Source organism: Aquiflexum gelatinilyticum (assembly GCF_024813435.1).
Lineage (GTDB): Bacteria > Bacteroidota > Bacteroidia > Cytophagales > Cyclobacteriaceae > Cognataquiflexum > Cognataquiflexum gelatinilyticum.
On the sequence record NZ_JANAEZ010000031.1, the window covers coordinates 1 to 509 of the forward strand.

Genomic DNA, 509 nt, shown 5'->3' on the forward strand with positions numbered 1-509 from the left:
AAGCGTGGAGAGGAACGCAGCCTGTTCACGCCTTTTTATATACTCCGGGTCGAGCAGGCTTCCGCTCTCCAGAACACTTTCAAGCGCTGGCAGGTTCAGCAGCCGGAGCGGGCGAATAAGGCTGAACTTCGCACAGACCACATTACAGCCAACCGGAGGGCGTATTTCTGAAATGGCCGTATCCACTGAGCTGGCGCCATAGAAAACCGAAATGCCTCTGGCGTTCATACGGTTGGAACCACTGAACTGAGGAGGTGGCGGACCTAACTCTTTGTCCGGCGTAACCAACATTCGGTCCAGTTCAGCAGGATTACGACTCCAGCGGGCACGGTATAGGGACGGAATTGCTGTACCGGGACCGTCCACCATGATCACCGGCTCCTTCCCGCTGGCGCGCATTGTCTCCACCCCCTGGAATATCCCGTCCAGGGTGAAGTTCACGGCGTTGTTGATGAAGCGGGACTCTGTTTTCAGGGAGGTCACAAAATTTGTCCACATGGAATCGAGAC

At 55.8% G+C, this 509-nt stretch carries 1 protein-coding gene; it reads right to left on the reverse strand.

Annotation, left to right across the window (positions count from 1 at the left end):
• A partial coding sequence (locus NK987_RS21390) for an RES family NAD+ phosphorylase (RefSeq protein ID WP_259265507.1) occupies nt 1-509 on the reverse strand: 509 nt, incomplete at both ends.